Genomic DNA, 17,740 nt, shown 5'->3' with positions numbered 1-17,740 from the left:
GGTCACAGCGGAAGGCGACACTCCGGGCGCGTGGTCGCCGGGCTCGGAGCTGGCCGAGTCCCGGGCGGGTCGGCGCCGGCGCAAGGGGCGGCACGGGACCATCGCGCCCAGCTCAGATCAGGCGAAGTCAGCGGCATGATCGACCGCCCATTGCGCGTAGGTGCGCGCGGGCGATCCGGTGACATCCTGCACCGTCGACGTCGGCTGCCCGGGCGCGTCGACCATCGCCGCATATCCGTCGAGCACCAGATCCGCGTATTCCGCTGGCACCCAATCCATGTGGCGTCTCGCCTGCTCCCGGGTCAGCTCCTCCCACGCCAGCGGACGCCCGAGCGCCGCGCCGATGGCCGCGACCTGATCGATCCTGCGCAGCGAAGCCGAACCGGTCAGCACATATCTCGCCCCGGCATGCCCATCGGTGGTGAGCGCGCGCACGGCCACCGCCGCGATATCCGCCTCATGCAGCAGCGTCATCGATGCGGCGCCATATGCGCCGCGGACCACATCGCCCACGCGGGTCTGCGCCGCCCACTCCAAGGTGTTGGTCGCGAAACCGTATGGCCGCAGGAACGTCCATGCCAACCCGGAGGCCACGATCGGCCGTTCGACCATCGCGTGCTTCTCGCCGATCGGATTGTCCTGCTTCTCGAGGTCGTCGCGAACGGCACCGGAGGACAGCAGAACGATGCGGCCCGTGCGCCCGGCGATCACCTCGACCACCGAATCCGCTGCGGCGGCGGGCAGTAGCGGCCAGGTCAGATACACGGCGTCCACCCCGTCGAGCGCAGGGATCAACGTTTCCGGCTGGGTCAGATCGCCCGGCGCGACCTCGACACCGGCCGCGAACGACGCCGCCTCGGGCTTGCGCGCGAGCGCGCGCACCGCGACCCCGGTCTCCGCGAGCTGCGAAACAACCTGTCCGCCAACATGACCGGTAGCCCCGATCACCAAAACCCTATTGATATCAGCCATGAGCTCACCCTACGAATGCGGCTAACTCTCGGTAAGGGCCTACCTGGAAGTAAGCTCAGTTCATGGAGGTTGGTTCCCAGGCACGCAGGCCATCGACGATCCCGAAGAGTGACGCATTCGACAGCGACTGCCCGGCCCGCACGGTCCTCGACAAGTTGACCAGCCGCTGGGGCGTCCTCATCCTCGCCTCCCTGCGCGACGGCCCCATGCGCTTCCACATCCTGCGCGACCGAGTAGGCGGCATCAGCGAAAAGATGCTCTCCCAAAACCTCCGCACCTTCACCGCCTACGGATTCACCTCCCGCACAGTAGAACCCACTACCCCACCCCAAGTCACGTACACCCTGACCCCCATGGGAAAGGAGGTGGCCGACCAACTCCACGGCCTACTGAACTGGGTCAGCGTCAACGCCGAAAGCATCGTCCGCTTCCACGAACGCTCGACGGAACAGTGAGCCGCGGCGGAACCGTATGCCCGGGAGTGTCGGTCAAGCGAAGGCGAATTGGCGGCACATTCGTGGGGCGGAACCCGATCACATCGCCTCGGGCACACAGCTACTGGAGACCAGTTCATCTTGGTTGTCAGGCTTCACCCACACCACAACGTCACACCTTTCCCTGACGTCGTCGACCACCAAGGAAACGGTCAAGTAGTACCTCATGCCCTGCACCACTTGCTTCTGGGCCTTCAGCACGTACTGGGAACCCGGCTGGCCGTTGAGCTGGTCGACCGCGAACCGAGCGGCATCTTGGACGCGAGGGTCGTTCGGGTCGGCGTCCGATAGTCCGCCGGGCTGGGCCACCGCGGCGGCCGACGCGACGATCATCAGGACACACCCGAGCAGAAGCCCAGTCACGGCGCGGGAAGCGGACTTACGGAAGTCGACGCGAGTCATCGCAGAATTACATCCGATGCGCGTCACTGCCGGAGACCAATTGAGGTGGCGTGCCGGAAACCGGTGCCGGCAAATCAGCACCCAGCTGACCCGAGATCGTTGTCATCGCCCAGCAGGAATCTCGTTGCACCCGAGAACCTCCGCGCGAACAAGCATGCTCTGGAGATTCGGCAAAACGGTTGATCGAGGTAGCGCCGGAGACGCACCAAAAAAAAGTAACCCCCGACCTGCAATCGCAGGCCAGGGGCTTTGGCGGTGGCGGAGGGATTTGAACCCTTTCCGCCTTGCTGGTCAAGGGCCCAAGATCGGTTCTACCTGCAAAAACACATTATTGTCATTCACGCCGAATCACGGTGATTCGTGCCCAGTTGTGCCCATTCTGTGCCCGGAGAAACCAGCGGCCCCGGCCCTTGAAAACAAGGAGCGGTGGCCGCAATCGTTACCGGGCCACGCCTACGCGCCCACTTCCCAGCGACAGGAATTGGCTCCCCACCCCCAGGGGGCGTCCCCCGCGCCGAGCGTCAGCACCACCTACGGGGAGGGCGGTCGAATGTGCGGAGGGTTCAAACGTTCACAAGATCGGCGAGTGCGTCATGGCTTCCGACACGGTGTCTGCGATCTCCGCACGGACAAGCCCTAAGCCGCTGAGGGGAAGGCCGAAGCGGCGCGGCGCGGCTGACGACCACCCCCGGGGTTGTGATCGCCTGGTGCGCCCCGGGGGTGCCCCTTGCCCGCACGACCGACCGACCGATGACCGTCGACGGAGTGAATGTCGTGCGGGAAGCTCGGGGTTGCTCAGCGCGTGCGTGCTGGCCCGGGGTGCATGTTCGATGGGTCCAGGTAGGCGCGCGAGCTGTCCGGTTTCAGCCGTCCGGCATCGATCAACGCTTGCCGTGCCGCTGCTTTGCGTCCACAGCGCTCCACCGAGCACCCACGATGGCGTTGCATGGTCTTGTGAGCCTCGAGCACACCCATCGGGTAGTCGGGCGCTTCGTGCGGCCATCCGTGCGGCCACAGCCCGTCGTCGGCGGCGCGAGCGTCCTCGGCCTGGATGCGTTCGCGACGACGCTCGGCCTGCACCCGGTCAACGATGTCCTGCACACGTACGCCGGGTTCCGCCGTCTCGGCGTTCTCGCGCCACCAATCGAAACTCATCGCAACCACCGGCCAGAGATGCGGCCGACACCATCGGGATACGGGCTGAACGCCAGCGGCGGCCACTGGTGCCCTCGTTTCCAAGTCTGCTCGTCGCTGGCGATGATCAGATCGCAGTAGTCGGTGATCGTGCGCCGCGCCGACCAGATGTGTTCGCGGCTGGGCACGATCACCGCCGCAGCGCCATAGCCGACCACGTGCTGCAACAGCATGAGGTCCGGAGCGGGAACCGCAGCACCGACCACAATCACCGGCAGCAGATCGAAACCCCACCCCTGCGCCAGCTCGTGAATCGCCGCCTGGTCTCTGAATCGGCCATTGCCGGAAATGTCCTGTCGCACAAAGCCAATCGCTGATGGATTCATCATCCCGCCCTTGGTTGGTTGCTCGAATGGTGAGCACCCGCCGCCGGGGCCGAACGGGAGTTGGTCATCCCGACGGCGGGGCCGAGATCAGCGTCACACCGGGGACATTGCTGCGTCTGTGGCCTTTTGGGGTAGCGGCATCCGAAGGTGCCACAGACAGCGTGATCGGACTCAACCCACACATCACGGCAGATCACCGCCTAGCCTCGGAACTATGAGCGCGGATCTCGGCGCACGTCTGCAATCGGTGCGGAAGCGGCGCGGAATGACCCAGAAGGAATTGGCGCAGGCATCCGGTGTCAGTTTCTCCCTGATTCGCAAGGTCGAACAGGGTGAACGCGAAGACATCCGGATAGATACACTCCGCCGCCTCGCGGTCGCTCTCGAATGCCCGGTGACATCCCTACTCGGCCCCAATCCCCAACCACCCGAGGACAACCCCGGTGAACTCTGGTTGCCGACACGCGACGCGATCACCTCACCCAAGCCCCCGGAGGAAGCGACAGAACTACTCGGCGGGCGAGGTACGGAAGAGGCCCTGACCGCAGCCGTGATGCTCTATCACGACAACGAGTACGATCGGCTCGCTCGTGTCCTCCCGCGCCTGATCGACGACGGGAACTCGGCAACTCCGCTCATGCGATCCCGCATCATGCAACTTGTCGGGTCGGTGATGGTCCAGACGCGGCAGCTCCAGCCCGCGCGGGTCGCGCTGGAGCGGTCGTTGGCCGACGCCGAGGCGACCGGGAATGTTCTCGATGCGGCCTCTGCGGTGATCACCTTGTGCTGGCTCATGCTGGTGGAGCGACAGTTCGAGCAGGTACGCAAGCTCGCTACGCAGTGGGCCGACCGGGTAGAACCTCGACTCTCGGTGGCGACGACACGGGAGATTTCCGTTTGGGGCTGGCTACTGCTGCGCGGCTCAGCCGCAGCGATCCGCGACAACCGACCGGACGAAGCCGAGGACATGATGCGCCTCGCGCACGCTGCCGCAGTCGCGATCGGACACGAGTCCGGCGGCTACCACCAGTACTGGACGACGTTCGGGCCAGCCACCGTAGCGATGAAGCGGGTGGAGAACGCTGTCGTAAACGATCGGCCAGACCTCGCCCTCCGACTCGCCCGCAAGGTCCCTACCGGGCTGCGACCGACCTCTGACAATCGCAACCGTCATCTGCTCGACGTGGCTGCCGCACATACCGAACTCCGGCAATACGATTCGGCGTTCGAGGTCTTGGTCCAACTGTCGCGTGAGGCGCGTCCGTGGCTGCTCGAGCATCGGATGGCGAAGGATCTCCTCGGCAGGATCGTCAGCAGGCGTAGAACACTCACAGCCGAGATGCGGCAGCTGTCCGACTTGCTCCAGCTGGAATACTAACCGACACAACATCTTTCACCGTTCTGACGAGTGCACTCCGCAGTTGGGCAGATGCCCGGTGTTGCTCGCGCCTGCACCGCCCTGGTGCACGGTGTCGGTGGCCCGCACCGCCCGACGGAAATATTCGGACCCCCAGGGCCTGACTCGCCGTGGCAGTCAGGAGATTTCTCTCTCCCCCAGCGCGAATCGCACCGATCTTCAGCTCGTTCGGGCAGCTCAGCGCCCGGAAAATCGCGTCCGTAAAAAAAACTCCTGACTGCCACCGTCGAGTCAGGGCCCCCGGGGCCTGGATTTTTCGAGGGGGCAGGCGCTCCCCGGCTCGGGGATAGTGGTCGAAAGTGTTTCGTCGAACCAGCTTTTTGGGAGGGGCTCAGAAGAACGGTCCGGCAGTCATCGCGCTGGAGATTCGCGAGGAGTGGTTGTCGGAGTGCGCGCGGAAAAGCGTCCGAAGGTGTCCCGAGCCGTCTTTCGCCTCTGAACTGTGGTTTTTCGCCTTTGGATTTGCGGACGCCTTCAAGGCGTCAGCGTGGACCGAAAACGGGGCGGTGGCGCATGCATGGTCGCTGCTGCGATGTCTACCGCCTGCACGGTCCGGCGTGCCGGGGTCCCTCCCCTGGGGGTGGATATCGCCGCGTCGGCGGGGTCGGACATCGGTGCGGTGGTGGCCGTTTCGCACGCTCAACTCGGCGTTGATGGGGGACTCCGGAACCCGTACGGGCTCGGGCGCGCTATGCCCACCGCCATCGTGCAGGATGCCGAGGAGGGGGTGCCCCCAGTCCGAGGGGACCAACACAGGACATCCGATACCGGGGCGTAGTCAGGTATTGCAACGTCTGTGCGCTCAACTCGACGCGCACGGGGTGCAGGATGAGCTGTTGCGTTCCTGTGCGTTGCACACCACCCCCGCCTTCCCCGGTCCCACCGCAGAACAGTCGGGACAGTCGACCTCTTCACCTCCGGTCATGATGCGGCCTTGCGGGCGCAGTCGCGGTGCATGGGCAGCCCGGCGGCGTCGCCGTCGAGAGGGAAGCCGCACACCGGGCATTCGAGTACGCCCTTAAATGCACTCTCACCCGTGCCACCCGTGCCACCCTGTTCGACCTGCGGTTTCATGGCCGTGCTGCCCGTGGCGTATCCCGTGCCAGCACGCGAAGGTGGCACGGGATCACCTGCCGCTGGCACGGGATATCCGTCACCGACGAACCCCTGATGACCTGGGGTATGAGCGGCTGGCACGGGTGGCACGGGTGAATCAGCATTTAAGGCGCTACTGAGGGCGTCGATAACGTCGGCCTTGAGACCGATGCGGTCGTAGCGGCGAACACGCCCGCCCTCGGTCCGAGGCTGGGACACGATCAGTTCCGGCACCACCGCGCGCAGGTCGCGCCCGAAGGTGACGTTGCTGCCTGCCCGGTGCCCGTTGTCCTCGCACCAGGATTTCCACGCCTCGTAGATCGTCGTGCTCGGCACGTGCGCGGAGGCCGTGCGCACGCAGCAGTCGCGGACGAACGCGGAGATCGGTGAGGCCAGGTCCATCATCAACGTGGTGGCGTCCTGCGAGGCGGCGGGCACGGTGAACCGGCCGTGACGGACCAGGCGGTCCAAACCGTCGAGCGCCCACGACAAGATCCCTGGCAGCTCGGCGGTCAAGCGCGCGTCGAGTGTGCGGTCCTCCTTGCCGAGGAAGCTGCGCGTCATCTGCAACACGAGGAACCTGTTCGCTATCGCGCCAGAGGCATCGCCGAAGCGCGGCAACTCGTTGGACAGGATCACAAAACGCGACGCGATCTTGCCCGACCAGGGCTCCTTGAACTTGCGGTCCACGGTGAGCATGTCCTCACCGGTGATCGACAACAACCGCTCGACCACCGTGCGGACATCACCACCACCGAGACGGGCGTCGGCGACCACCGCCAACGGCTTACCCAGCAACGGAGCCAACCCAAAGTTCGTGCCCAGACTCGCCAGCGTCGGCCCCGCCGCGTTCCCGTGCCCGACCAGAGCGGTCAGCAGGCGCGCGTAGGTGCCCTTTCCGCTGCGGGTCGGCCCGATCAGCAACAGCGCCTTCTGCATATCGGTTCGCCCCGACAAGATGTAGCCGGTGTACTCCTGCAACAGCGCGACCGAATCGGCATCCTCGGGCCAGATCGAGGCCAGGAACTCCAGCCACGCAATAGGCGGCGGGGCGTCGACGCAGTAGTCGAACGGCACCGTCACGGTATTGAAGTACGCCGGGGTGTGCGCGTGGAGTCGGCGACCACGAACATGGAGCAGACCGTTGGCGCACGAGATGATCTCATTCGCCGCGACCTGCGCGCCGCGCCGAACCAGCCATGACGGGGTATCCACGTCGGCGCGCAAATGCCCGATCGCGGCCATTGCCTCGATCACGTTCGCCACCCGATGACGATTCGGATTCCACCGCACCGCGGTCTTGCCATCTAGATACTCGGCGTCTTCGAGGGTCGTGTAGACCTGGCTGCGCAGCTCGGCGTTGTCCATCTCGGTCCAATGCGTGCGCGCCCACCGCATCCACCCGCCACGCCACGCCCGCAGAGTAGGTAATCCGTCGACCCGATGGTCCTGGAAGATCCGCCGCGCTACCGGCAACGGTGAATCCGGTGCAGGGAAAAGGTCTTCGCCCGAATGCGCAACCGATCCGGCTGCGCCCCCGACATCCGCCGGAACAATCAGGTCGTCGCCGTATTCCCGTGACAGATCCGCGACAGTCCCGAACCGGCCCCCGCCCCCAACATCATCCAGGAGCACCCCGCCCCGAGTTCGCTTGCGGCTCCGTCGATTCCGCGACGGCATCACGTTCGGCGTCGGTTCGGCCTCGGGTCGGTACTTCGCCACCACCGCCTTCGCGTCGGCCGCAGTGCGGATCTGTTTCACGCGGCCACACCTCCCGCCCGATACACCCGCTCGGCCAGTATCCGATCGGCCCCGCCTCGCCGGTGCAGCGCCCGCAGCACCTCGAGCGGCAGAATCGGCGTATTACCATCCATGCCAATGTGATTCGCCGCATGACCCCATGCCTCAAGCTGCTTACCGGTCAGTCGGAAATCGTCACAGTGAAGGTCGATAACCCACGGATCGCCACCCGGCAACCGCTGCGCGGCCTCGGCGCGGTGGCGTAGCGCGTTACCCTGAACCTGGTCCCGCAGACCATCGACCGCCCCGCCCGCTCCCTCAGCGGTGGGGCGGTACCTCGTTTCGGTCATTCGTTTCTCCGTGTCGTTGGGTTCTGTTGCCCTCCTTCCGGCTTGGGTGATCAGCAAGCCGCGCTGCCCGAGGAATCATCGGTGCGCGAAACGGTATGCGACGCTTCCCATTCCACGATTTCCGACCACGGATACAACACCCGCCGCCCCCGCTTGAGGAACTTCGGCCCGGTCCCTCGATAACGGTCCTGAGCCAACGATGCCGTGCTGGTGTGCCAGCGCTGCGCCAACTGTTCTGGGGTGGCGTGACCATCCTGGATAGTCATTCCGATCTCCTCGCCTCGCTCTCGATTGCCGTCGATCACCCGACATTGACATAGTGCGTGGTTTAGCGCAGGGTTGTCACTATGCAACGAGGTACGGACCGGGAAGTTCGGCAGCGTAAGCGCATCGGCGAAGACGTAGAGATAGAACAGGACAACCTCGATCTCCATATCTCCGGCGAATACGAGCTGGTCGAAGACCGTTGGCTACCAACATTTTTCGAAGTTGTCGGGCACGGTACCGACACACCGAGCTGGTACGCCCGGATCGAACTGCGCGACGGCATCCCGGAACTGGTGGATTTCGGGCTGAAGTCACTGCCCGGCCAGCGGGGAATCAAGCAGAAAGACCTGCGTGACGCGTCGGTGGCAGCGGCAGTGGAAATGCTCTACCCCGCGTTCGTATTGATGGTCGACCAGCAGGCCATCGGCCATTCGCCGGAACCGGTCGGCACCACCGGAACCGACTCTGCGGCCTACCATGCCACCCGCAGGTTCGTCGAGCAGCGCCGTGCCAGCGCTGGGAAGCGGCGCGTCACCGACGAACTGCTGCGCCGCGTCGCCGAGGTCTACCGGGAAAACATCGACCACGCACCCACTGCGGCCGTTGGACGCATCTTCGGCGTCAAAACACGCATGGCCTCCACCTACGTGCAGAAAGCCCGCGAACGCGGATACCTCCCCAAAACCCAGCCCGGCAAGAAGAAGGCATAAATACACAGGTGACCCCCGCCGGAAGTCCCACAGGTGCAACTGCGGGCGACGGGGGCCACGGACACCACTACCCCACAACCCATCAAGGAAATGGAGCAGCAGCATGGGTAAGCGTAGCGAGACAGGCGGGGGTCGATAGGTATGGCCACGATCGAGAGCTACGAAACGGATTCCGGGAAGCGGTACATGGTCCGCTATCGGATGCCCAGCGGGAAGCAGACGAAGAAGCGTGGATTCCGGCGCAAGCGCGACGCTGAGGATTTCGCCAACACCGTTGAGGTTTCCAAGCTGTCCGGCGAGTACGTAATGCCGAGCCTCGGGCGCATCAAGGTCGACGAGCTTGCACCGAAATGGCTGGAGCGCAAGCAATCTGACGTAGCGCCATCCAACTACCGGACACTCGAATCAGCATGGCGAACCCACGTGCAGCCGAAGTGGGGTGCAAAGGCGGTTGCCGATATCGACCTCGCGGCGGTCGAGGAGTGGATAGCCGACATGTGCCGTCCCGCACTCGACTCGAACGACCCGGAGAAGGTGGTCAAGAAGGCCAGCGGCGCGACAACAGTTATCCGCGCCTACGGGGTGCTCGCGGGCATCCTGGACGATGCGGTGAAATCGAGACGACTGCGCGCGAATCCTGCTCGGGGCGTTGAGAACCTTCCTCGGAAGACGAGCAAGCGAAGGGTGTACCTCACTGCGGAGGATGTGGCGCGGCTGGTGGGTGAAGCCAAGCAGCATCGAGTACTCGTACTCACCTTGGCCTACACGGGGATTCGGTGGGGCGAGGCCGTGGCATTGCGAGTCCGGGACGTTCAGTTCCTCCGGCGTCGCCTGTCGGTCGCCGACAACGCCGTACAGCTCGGCGTTGATCACGCGGTCGGCCAGACCAAGAGCCGTAAGGAAAGGTCCGTACCGGTGCCGCAATTCGTTCTGGACGAACTCGCGGTGCAATGCAAAGGGCGCGACCACGAAGACCTCGTGTTCGGCGACGGCACCGACTACTTGCCGCGTCCGAAGTCGAGTGGCGGATGGTTCGCCGGGGCGGTCAAGCGGGCCAAGGTCCAGCGAATCACTCCGCACGACCTTCGGCACACTTGCGCAAGTCTCGCGATCAGCGCGGGCGTCAATGTGCTCGCGCTGGCGCGGATGCTCGGGCACGCCGACCCGTCCGTGACACTGCGCGTGTACGCGGACCTGTTCGACACCGATCTCGATGCGGTGGCCGAAGCGCTGAATACGAAGTGTGCCCAATTCGTGCCCAAACCAACGGGATCGAATGTGGCGACGGCATAGAAAAAGCCCCTGACCTGCTACTGCCGGTCAGGGGCTCTGGCGGTGGCGGAGGGATTTGAACCCTCGGAGGGGGGTTACCCCTCACACGCTTTCGAGGCGTGCTCCTTAGGCCGCTCGGACACGCCACCGCCGACAACCATACCGGAGTGGGGCTGGATCGTTAAATCGCCTGGGTGGGGTGGATTCGGGGGGTGAGCGGGGCGAGGGGGAGGTGTGATCGATGTCGCGGTCAGCGTTGGGTGCGGAAGAAGGTGTCGAGGAGGGCGGCGCATTCCGGTTCGAGGATGCCGCCGCGGACCTGGGGGCGGTGGTTGAGGCGGCGGTCGCGGACCACGTCCCAGAGGGAGCCGACGGCGCCGGTCTTGGGTTCCCAGGCGCCGAAGACGAGGCGGCCGATGCGGGACAGGGTCAGGGCGCCGGCGCACATCGTGCACGGCTCCAGGGTGACCGCGAGGGTGCAGTCCTCGAGGCGCCAGCCGTCGCCGTGTACCTCGGCGGCGCGGCGCAGGGCGAGGACTTCAGCGTGCGCGGTCGGATCGCCGGTGGCTTCCCGCGCGTTCGCGGCGCGCGCGAGTTCCCTTCCGGTGGAATCGAATACGACCGCGCCGACGGGCACGTCGCGCGGGTCGGCCGCCGCGGCGGCGGCGATCGCGGCGCGCACCATGTCGGCGTCGGACAGCGTGCTCATCGACGCGCCTCCTCGCTCATGCCACATATGACGGCGCCCCGCCCACGAGAGCTGACGCTCGTCGTGCGCGAGGCGCGATTGGTGGTGGATCGGCCGATCACCGCGGCAGTTTGTCCAGCACCGCCGATAGCTCGTTGGCGAAGCCGAGACGCTGGGCGATCATGCCGAGTTGTTCGTCCGGGTACAGGTCGGTCTCCGCGAGGATGACGCTGAGCACCGGCTCGGGCAGTCCGAGATCGGCGAGCACGCCGAGGTCGCCCTCCTCCCACGGCTCGATGTCGTCGAGCTCGTCCGGGTCGATATCCGGGATCTCGACATTCAACGCCTCGAGTACGTCGGCGGCGATGTCGTAGTCGATCGCGGCGGTCGCGTCCGATACCAGCATCCTGGTGCCACTCGGGGCGGGACGGAGCACGATGAAGAATTCGTCGTCCACGTCCAGCAACCCGAACACCGCGCCCGAACTGCGCATCTCTTTGAGTTCATTTTCCGCTGCGGACAAATCGGTGAGTGCCGCCTGGCTCAGCGGGCTGCACCGCCATTTGCCTTCTTCGCGGACAACCGCCACTGCGAACCCTTCTACGTCGTCGTAGTCTTCCGACGCCGCCCTGTTCGTGCCCGAGCGCTGTGCTGCCATGGCCGCAACGGTAGTCGTCTCGAGCGGAAATGTTGAAGTCGTATGGGAATCTGGTTCGGTGACTTCTGACCAGAAAACCCCGGTGTGTGTGCTCGGGGCCGGTTTGATCGGCGGTTCTCTGCTGCGCGCGGCCGTCGGGGCCGGATACGACGCCTGGGGCTACAACCGTTCCGAGGCCGGAGTGCGCGCCGCACGTGCCGACGGGTTCGATGTCACCGACGACCTGCCCGCCGCACTCGGGCGCGCCGCCGAGACCGATGCGCTGGTGGTGATCGCGGTGCCGATGCCCGCGGTGGCATCGGTGCTGGCCGCGGTGGCCACCTTTGCGCCGGACTGCGCACTGACCGATGTGGTGAGCGTGAAGGCGCCGGTCGCCGCCGAGGTGCGCAAGAACGGACTGTCGGCGCGCTACGCCGGCGGGCATCCGATGGCCGGTACCAATGAATCCGGTTGGGCCGCTACCGATTCCGAACTCTTCCGTGGCGCGGTGTGGGCGGTGGGCGTCGACGAGGGCACCCATCATGACCCGTGGATCCAGGTGGTCCGGTTGGCGCTGGACTGCGGGTCGGTGGTGGTGCCGGTCGTCGCCGACGAACACGACACCGCCGTCGCCCGCATCTCCCACCTGCCGCATGTACTCGCCGAGGCACTCGCCCTGGCCGGGGCCGGTGGCGGCGACCTGGCGCTCGGCCTGGCCGCGGGTTCGTTCCGCAACGGCACCCGGGTCGCCTCGACCGCGCCGGACCTGGTCCGCGCCATTTGCGAGCCGAACGCGGGCGCGCTGCTGGAGGCGCTCGACGAGACCCTCACGGTGCTGACGGCGGCCCGCGACGCACTGCGCGCGGACGGCTCGCTCGTCGACCTGGTCGAGGCCGGGCACGATGCCAGGCGGTCCTACGAAACCGCAGAGCGCTGGGAAATCACCGATATCCGCCCCGGCGACCACGATTGGCTGACGCGGCTGCGCGATGCGGGGCGCCGCGGCGGAGTTATCACGCGCGACCTCAGCTGAACGGACACTTTTCGGCAGCACGAGAGAAAACTGGCCGCCACACGCGAAAAGTGTCCGCGCCGCAGAGCAGCTACATCCGCCCGGCGACCCACGACTGGAACGCGGCGCGGGAATCAGAGGAGTAGGTGCGCTAGATGCGCTCAGCCAATCCTGGGTAATCGAGGAGGAAACCGTCGGCGTCCACGCGGACGGTGGCGCTGGAGACCGGGGAGAGGACGCTGATGCCGTCGGCGGCGCTGCTGTAGGTGAGGCTGGCTTCCTGGACAAGCAGGTCCGGCAGGCGGACGTAGACGACAGGGACCTGCACGTCGCCGACCGCGTTCTGCAGGCCGAAGCGGCGGATCGGGAGGGTGTTGAAGAACGGGCTGAGCACCACATCGACGTCGAGGGCTCCGGCGAAGGTGGAGCGGACGTGTGTGCCGCCCGCGTCGACCAGCCAGTAGTTCTCCTCGTCCCTGGCGATCGAGGCATGCCGCTCGCCGGTCGCCGCCGTGGTACTGCGTAGCGACAGCCGCTTCGTCACGCCGTTCTCGTCGGTGACCAGGTCATAGGACGCGCTGAAGGCCGGATGATCGGCCGTCTCGCCGCCGATCATCCGGCCCGCGGCGCGGATCCGGTTGCCGTTGAGCGTCACGCGCACCGACTCCATCCGCGTCGCGTCGTGCGCGCGCCACGTGAGAATCGCCGGCCACCGCGAGGCGCTCTCGGTGCCAGGGGCTGGGTTCGTCACCTCTCTACCGTAAGCGACGTCCCGACGGCGCGGCGCGACCGGCAGGCCGGGAGGCGGCAGCCGATCGCACCGAGCCCGGCATCACACCAGCGACTCACGCCATGCCGCGTGCAGATCGGCGAACCGGCCGGTGCCCGCGATCAGGGTGGCGGGCGCGCCGTCCTCGACGATCCGGCCGCCGTCGAGCACCAGCACCCGGTCGGCGATGGCGACGGTGGACAGCCGGTGCGCGATGATCACCGCGGTCCGCTCGCGCAGCACCGTTTCCAGCGCCTGCTGCACCAGCCGCTCACTGGGGATATCGAGGCTGGAGGTGGCCTCGTCCAGCACGATCACCGCGGGATCGGCCAGGAACACCCGCGCGAACGCGACGAGCTGACGCTGGCCCGCCGACAGCCTGCCGCCGCGCTTGCGCACGTCGGTGCCGAAGCCTTCGGGCAGCGCCATCACGAAGTCGTACAGGCCGACCGCCCGCGCCGCCGCGTACACCTCGGCATCGGAGGCATCCGGCCTGCCGAGCCGGATGTTGTCGGCGACCGATCCGGAGAACAGATACGACTCCTGGGTGACCATCACGACATTGCGGCGCAGATCGGTATCGGCGAGCTCACGCAGATCGATGCCGTCCAAGGTGATCGTGCCGCCCGAAGGGTCATAGAACCGCGTGATGAGCTTGGCAAGCGTCGACTTGCCCGCACCGGTGGCGCCGACCAGCGCGACCACCTGCCCCGCCGGAATATCCAGTGAGAACTCCGGAAGAACCGTGCTCGTCCGACCAGTAGCCGAATCCGCCGCACCGCCGAATCCGTTGTCGCCCTTGGCCGATTCCGCTCCAGCTGCGGTGCGGACGGGCGATTCCGCGCCGATACCGTTGGGCCGCTTCGCAATGTCCACGGCCACTGCGGATCCCACGGCCGCGGCGGTCTCGGTGACGTGGTCCGTCGATCCGGCGCCGTCCTCGGCCGGATTCGCTGCCGCTGACGCCGCGCCGACCGCGAGTGCGGTCGCATCATCCGAAGGGGTTGTGCCGTAACCGAACCAGACGTTGTCCATCCGGATCGCGCCGTCGGCCTTCGCCAAGGACACCGGGGCCTTGGGCTCCGGGACCGAGGGCTCCTCCTCCAGCACACCGGAGATCTTTTCCAGGGCCGCGGCCGCGGACTGGTAGGAGTTGAAGACCTGCGCGAGTTCGTCGAGTGGACCGTAGAACTCGTTGAGGTACAACAGGTATGCGGCGAGGACGCCGACGGCCAGGTGGCCCTCGATGACCTGCCAGGCGCCGACGACGATGACGATCACCGTGGTCAGGTTGCCGAGCAGGCGGGTGAGACCGGCGTAGTCGCCCATGCCGCGCATGGCCGCGGTGGTCGCCTGCTGGTATTCGGCGTCCTCGATGGCGAGCACCGATTCGTTGCGGTGCTCACGCCGGAACGCCTGCACCGCGCGCATGCCGCCCATCGATTCGACGAACTGCACGATCACCTTGGCGATGGCGCCGCGGGTGCGGCGGTACCCCGCCCGCTGCCTGCGCTGCGCCCAGCGGGTGACCAGCACCAGCGGGACGAAACCGGCGAGCACGATGGAGGCGAGCGTCGGATCGAGGTAGACCAGCAGCACCGCGATGGTCACCACCGAAAGGATCGCGCTCAACGCCTGATTGAGCGCGCTCTCCAGCAGGTCCTGCAGCGTTTCGATATCACCGGTGAGCCGGGCGACGACCTTGCCCGAGGTGTACTTCTCGTGGAAGGCGACGCTGAGCCGCTGCATATGCGCGAACAAGCGCTGCCGCAGGTCGAACAGCACACTCTGGCTGAGCTTGCCCGACACCCGCAGGAAGACGAACGTGGTGACCACGCCGATCCCCACCGCGCCGAGATATCCGGCGACGGTGCGGATCAGCGGAAGCCAATTCCCTTTCGCCCCTTCGGCGATGCCCGCGTCGAGCCCGTGCGCGACGAACAGCGGCGCCGAGACGGTCGCGACGTTGTTGACCACGATCAGCACCAGCGCCAGCGCGGCCAGCCCGCGGTAGGGCCGGACCAGATCGAGCAGCAGGCGCCGGGATCGACCGGCCAGCACCAGGTTTCCGGTCTGGGTGACCTCCTTGTCCTCGCTGGCGATGCCGCGCCAGTCCGCGGCTTCGTCGCGCTTGTCCGTCGAATCAGCGGAAGCCGCGGCGTTTTCCGTCATCGTGTCGGTGGTCATCGGTCACCTCCCATCAGTTCTCGGTAGTGGCTGCTGGTCCGCAGCAGCTGATCGTGTGCGCCCTCGGCGACGATGCGCCCGTCGGCGAGCACCGCGACCCGGTCGGCAAGCGCCGCGGTGGACGGCCGGTGCGCGACCAGCAGCGTGGTCGCGCCCGCGAGTACGGTCCGCAGCCGTTCCTGCACGCGCTCTTCGGTTTCCACGTCGAGCGCGGACAGCGGATCGTCGAGCACCATGATCCGGGTGCGGTTCGGATCCGACGCACCGCTGAGCACGGCGCGGGCCAGGGCGAGCCGCTGCCGCTGACCACCGGACAGGCTCAGCCCCTGTTCACCGATCCTGGTGTCCAGGCCCCACGGCAACTTCTCGACGAACTCGGTGGCCTGTGCGACGTCGAGCGCGCGGCGCACGTCGGCGTCGGTGGCCGCCGGATCGCCGAGCGCGACGTTCTCGCGCACGCTCGCCGAGAACAGCACCGGCTCCTCGAAGGCGACCGAGACCAGCGAGCGCAGGTCGGTCAGCCGCATCGAGGCGATGTCGATGCCGTCGATGGTGACGGCGCCGCCGGTGACGTCGTACAGGCGGGGAATCAGGTTGAGCAGCGCGGTCTTTCCGCTACCGGTCGCACCGACGAGCGCGACCGTCTCGCCGGGCCGGACCTTGAGCGAAACATCGTGCAGCACTTCCCCATCGGCCTCGGGCTGCGTCTGATTGTCCCGCTCCGCTTCGCTGCGCGGGAATGCGAATCGCACACTCTCCAACCGCAATTCACCGGCGATCCGCTCCGGCAACTCCACCGGATCGGCCGGATCGGTGATGTCGACGGGGGTGTCGATGATCTCCCAGTACCGGTCCGCCGCCGTGCGCGCGTCGTTCAGCTCGGCGAGCAGGAAGCCGGTCCAGATGATCGGCCACTGCAGGAAGGTCGCCAGCGTGATGCCCGCGACCAGGGTGCCGAGCGTCATGGTGCCGTGCACCACCGCGTAGCCGCCGAAGCCGAGCGCGAACGCGATCGCCAGCTGCGGCATGCTCGTCATCGCCGACCAGAGCGTCGCGTCCAGCCGGACCTTGAGCAGTTCGGTCTGCTGCAGTTCGCGCGACTGCGCGGTGAATCGGCCACCGAAGAACACACCGCGGCCGAACGCCTTCAGTACCCGCACGCCCTGCGCCGACTCCTCGGCCGTTGTGGCCAGATCGCCGGACTGGTCCTGTGAGCGCCGCGAGGCCACCGAGTAGCTGCGTTCGAAGCGAACGCAGATGTAAGTCAGCGGAATCGAGATGATCGCGAACGTCAGCCCGATCTGCCAGCTCAGCACGAACAGCACGATCAGGCCCGCCGGGATGAGCACGAGGTGCAGCAGCAGGAACGGCCCGGCGAACGCGACGAAGCGGCGCATGGTCGACATGTCCTCGACCGCACGCGAGAGCAGCTGCCCCGACTCCCAGCCGTCGTGCCTGGCGATCGCCAGCGACTGCAGTTTGCGGAATATCTTGGCGCGCAGGGTGATCTCGAACATGGTCGCCGGTTTCGAGACCAGCCACCTGCGCCCCCACACGCCGAGCGCCTCGAGCAGACCGAGCGCGAGCACGAACAGCACCGGCCACACCACACCGGCGAAATCGCGCTGCGCGATCGGGCCGTCGATGATGCGCGCGATGATCAGCGGGATGACCACCGCGGTCAGCGAGGCGAGGATCGCGAGCACGGTCGCGGCGAGCAGCGCGGTCCGGTGCGGGCGGATGTAGGGCCCGAACCTGCGTAGCGAATGTAGGCGACCCGGCCTGGTTGCGGCGGGTCGCTCTGTACTGTCGGCCTCCGGTTCGGCCGACGGGATGTCCAGTGCGACTGGCATAACTCCCCTTCGGGGTCCTTGGATTGCGATGCGGTGAGATGCGACGTCCGGCGAGGTGCGCGCCGAAGTCGGACATTCCAGGGTGGCATCGCCGTCCGAATCGGCCAACCGATTTTCCGGCTCGCACGATGCCCCCGGATCGACCGCTGTGATCACCCTCATGAACCGAGCAAACAACCTCGAGCATTCTCGAGGTCAAGGGACGCCTCGGGCGCCCGCCACGGATCCATCGGGGCCGACGTGCGCGAATTCGACTGCGAGAACGAGATTCGCCCGCACCGGCCCGACGACAGACAACCCATCCGCGCTCGAGTAACGTGTCTGCGTTGCGCGGGTCGTGTCGGCAGAAGGGACA

Annotated in this window: 17 protein-coding genes and 1 tRNA gene; 5 read left to right on the top strand and 13 right to left on the bottom strand. The window is 66.5% G+C overall.

Annotated features, from left to right (window positions below; all coding sequences use genetic code 11):
• Positions 1–117: 117 nt before the first annotated feature.
• Complete coding sequence (locus tag ACIG5A_RS14305) at positions 118–972, bottom strand: SDR family oxidoreductase (protein ID WP_397240663.1); 855 nt, start codon at positions 970–972, stop codon at positions 118–120.
• A gap of 62 nt (positions 973–1,034) precedes the next feature.
• On the opposite strand from ACIG5A_RS14305, the gene ACIG5A_RS14300 reads away from it, so the two are divergent.
• On the top strand, positions 1,035–1,427 hold the full coding sequence (locus ACIG5A_RS14300; RefSeq protein WP_397240662.1) for a winged helix-turn-helix transcriptional regulator: 393 nt from the start codon (positions 1,035–1,037) through the stop codon (positions 1,425–1,427).
• A 78-nt stretch (positions 1,428–1,505) separates the two neighbouring features.
• On the opposite strand, the gene ACIG5A_RS14295 is transcribed toward ACIG5A_RS14300, so the two are convergent.
• The 3 genes from ACIG5A_RS14295 to ACIG5A_RS14285 form a co-directional block, all read right to left on the bottom strand.
• Positions 1,506–1,868: a cystatin family protein gene (locus ACIG5A_RS14295; RefSeq protein ID WP_397240661.1), complete on the bottom strand. Its 363-nt coding sequence runs from the start codon at positions 1,866–1,868 to the stop codon at positions 1,506–1,508.
• Between the two features lie 795 nt (positions 1,869–2,663).
• A complete protein-coding gene (locus ACIG5A_RS14290) occupies positions 2,664–3,023 on the bottom strand; it encodes a hypothetical protein (RefSeq protein WP_397240660.1) in 360 nt (119 codons plus the stop codon).
• Positions 3,020–3,391 carry a hypothetical protein gene (locus tag ACIG5A_RS14285; protein ID WP_397240659.1) on the bottom strand — a complete coding sequence of 124 codons (372 nt, stop codon included), beginning with the start codon at positions 3,389–3,391 and terminating at the stop codon, positions 3,020–3,022. The genes ACIG5A_RS14290 and ACIG5A_RS14285 overlap by 4 nt, the downstream gene beginning before the upstream one ends.
• Before the next feature lie 211 nt (positions 3,392–3,602).
• Between ACIG5A_RS14285 and ACIG5A_RS14280 the strand changes: the two genes are divergently transcribed.
• Positions 3,603–4,766 carry a helix-turn-helix domain-containing protein gene (locus ACIG5A_RS14280; protein WP_397240658.1) on the top strand — a complete coding sequence of 388 codons (1,164 nt, stop codon included), beginning with the start codon at positions 3,603–3,605 and terminating at the stop codon, positions 4,764–4,766.
• A 960-nt stretch (positions 4,767–5,726) separates the two neighbouring features.
• Here ACIG5A_RS14280 and ACIG5A_RS14275 read toward each other — a convergent pair.
• The 3 genes from ACIG5A_RS14275 to ACIG5A_RS14265 all read right to left on the bottom strand — a co-directional run bounded on the left by ACIG5A_RS14275 (position 5,727) and on the right by ACIG5A_RS14265 (position 8,295).
• Positions 5,727–7,376 (bottom strand): phage/plasmid primase, P4 family, encoded by a 1,650-nt coding sequence (locus tag ACIG5A_RS14275; protein WP_397240657.1) that lies wholly within the window; start codon positions 7,374–7,376, stop codon positions 5,727–5,729.
• A 281-nt stretch (positions 7,377–7,657) separates the two neighbouring features.
• Positions 7,658–7,990, bottom strand: a complete 333-nt coding sequence (locus ACIG5A_RS14270; RefSeq protein WP_397240656.1) for a hypothetical protein — start codon at positions 7,988–7,990, stop codon at positions 7,658–7,660.
• 50 nt (positions 7,991–8,040) lie between these two features.
• Complete coding sequence (locus tag ACIG5A_RS14265) at positions 8,041–8,295, bottom strand: helix-turn-helix transcriptional regulator (protein WP_397240655.1); 255 nt, start codon at positions 8,293–8,295, stop codon at positions 8,041–8,043.
• 42 nt (positions 8,296–8,337) lie between these two features.
• Between ACIG5A_RS14265 and ACIG5A_RS14260 the strand changes: the two genes are divergently transcribed.
• Both ACIG5A_RS14260 and ACIG5A_RS14255 read left to right on the top strand, forming a co-directional pair.
• The gene (locus tag ACIG5A_RS14260) at positions 8,338–8,967 is read left to right on the top strand and encodes a hypothetical protein (RefSeq protein WP_397240654.1); all 630 of its coding nucleotides are present in this window, start codon (positions 8,338–8,340) and stop codon (positions 8,965–8,967) included.
• Positions 8,968–9,108: 141 nt separating this feature from the next.
• The gene (locus ACIG5A_RS14255) at positions 9,109–10,260 is read left to right on the top strand and encodes a tyrosine-type recombinase/integrase (RefSeq protein ID WP_397240653.1); all 1,152 of its coding nucleotides are present in this window, start codon (positions 9,109–9,111) and stop codon (positions 10,258–10,260) included.
• A gap of 37 nt (positions 10,261–10,297) precedes the next feature.
• Here ACIG5A_RS14255 and ACIG5A_RS14250 read toward each other — a convergent pair.
• The 3 genes from ACIG5A_RS14250 to ACIG5A_RS14240 all read right to left on the bottom strand — a co-directional run bounded on the left by ACIG5A_RS14250 (position 10,298) and on the right by ACIG5A_RS14240 (position 11,585).
• Positions 10,298–10,388: transfer RNA gene (locus ACIG5A_RS14250), tRNA-Ser, on the bottom strand.
• 101 nt (positions 10,389–10,489) lie between these two features.
• The gene (locus ACIG5A_RS14245; RefSeq protein WP_397240652.1) at positions 10,490–10,948 is read right to left on the bottom strand and encodes a nucleoside deaminase; all 459 of its coding nucleotides are present in this window, start codon (positions 10,946–10,948) and stop codon (positions 10,490–10,492) included.
• A 97-nt stretch (positions 10,949–11,045) separates the two neighbouring features.
• Positions 11,046–11,585 (bottom strand): tRNA adenosine deaminase-associated protein, encoded by a 540-nt coding sequence (locus ACIG5A_RS14240; RefSeq protein WP_397240651.1) that lies wholly within the window; start codon positions 11,583–11,585, stop codon positions 11,046–11,048.
• Positions 11,586–11,643: 58 nt separating this feature from the next.
• Between ACIG5A_RS14240 and ACIG5A_RS14235 the strand changes: the two genes are divergently transcribed.
• Complete coding sequence (locus ACIG5A_RS14235; protein WP_397240650.1) at positions 11,644–12,597, top strand: prephenate dehydrogenase; 954 nt, start codon at positions 11,644–11,646, stop codon at positions 12,595–12,597.
• A gap of 130 nt (positions 12,598–12,727) precedes the next feature.
• On the opposite strand, the gene ACIG5A_RS14230 is transcribed toward ACIG5A_RS14235, so the two are convergent.
• The 3 genes from ACIG5A_RS14230 to ACIG5A_RS14220 form a co-directional block, all read right to left on the bottom strand.
• Positions 12,728–13,327, bottom strand: a complete 600-nt coding sequence (locus tag ACIG5A_RS14230; protein WP_397240649.1) for a putative glycolipid-binding domain-containing protein — start codon at positions 13,325–13,327, stop codon at positions 12,728–12,730.
• 81 nt (positions 13,328–13,408) lie between these two features.
• Positions 13,409–15,532, bottom strand: a complete 2,124-nt coding sequence (locus tag ACIG5A_RS14225; protein WP_397240648.1) for an ABC transporter ATP-binding protein — start codon at positions 15,530–15,532, stop codon at positions 13,409–13,411.
• Positions 15,529–17,385, bottom strand: a complete 1,857-nt coding sequence (locus ACIG5A_RS14220) for an ABC transporter ATP-binding protein (protein ID WP_397240647.1) — start codon at positions 17,383–17,385, stop codon at positions 15,529–15,531. The genes ACIG5A_RS14225 and ACIG5A_RS14220 overlap by 4 nt, the downstream gene beginning before the upstream one ends.
• Between the last annotated feature and the right edge of the window lie 355 nt (positions 17,386–17,740).

The organism is Nocardia sp. NPDC052566 (genome assembly GCF_044547285.1).
Taxonomy (GTDB): Bacteria; Actinomycetota; Actinomycetes; order Mycobacteriales; family Mycobacteriaceae; genus Nocardia.
The sequence above is the reverse complement of the archived record's forward strand: the minus strand, read 5'-3'. Positions and strand labels throughout refer to the sequence as shown.